General features: G+C 99.6%; 1 protein-coding gene. It reads right to left on the reverse strand.

The window, feature by feature from the left end:
* A partial coding sequence (locus AACW06_RS21150; protein WP_045631777.1) for a hypothetical protein occupies nucleotides 1-255 on the reverse strand: 255 nt, incomplete at both ends.

Here is a 255-nt window from a genome sequence, read left to right on the forward strand (position 1 = left end):
CCCCCCCCCCCCCCCCCCCCCCCCCCCCCCCCCCCCCCCCCCCCCCCCCCCCCCCCCCCCCCCCCCCCCCCCCCCCCCCCCCCCCCCCCCCCCCCCCCCCCCCCCCCCCCCCCCCCCCCCCCCCCCCACCCCCCCCCCCCCCCCCCCCCCCCCCCCCCCCCCCCCCCCCCCCCCCCCCCCCCCCCCCCCCCCCCCCCCCCCCCCCCCCCCCCCCCCCCCCCCCCCCCCCCCCCCCCCCCCCCCCCCCCCCCCCCC

Origin of the sequence: Vibrio sp. S12_S33, assembly GCF_963889785.1 — a bacterium.
Classification (GTDB): Bacteria; Pseudomonadota; Gammaproteobacteria; order Enterobacterales; family Vibrionaceae; genus Vibrio; species Vibrio aestuarianus.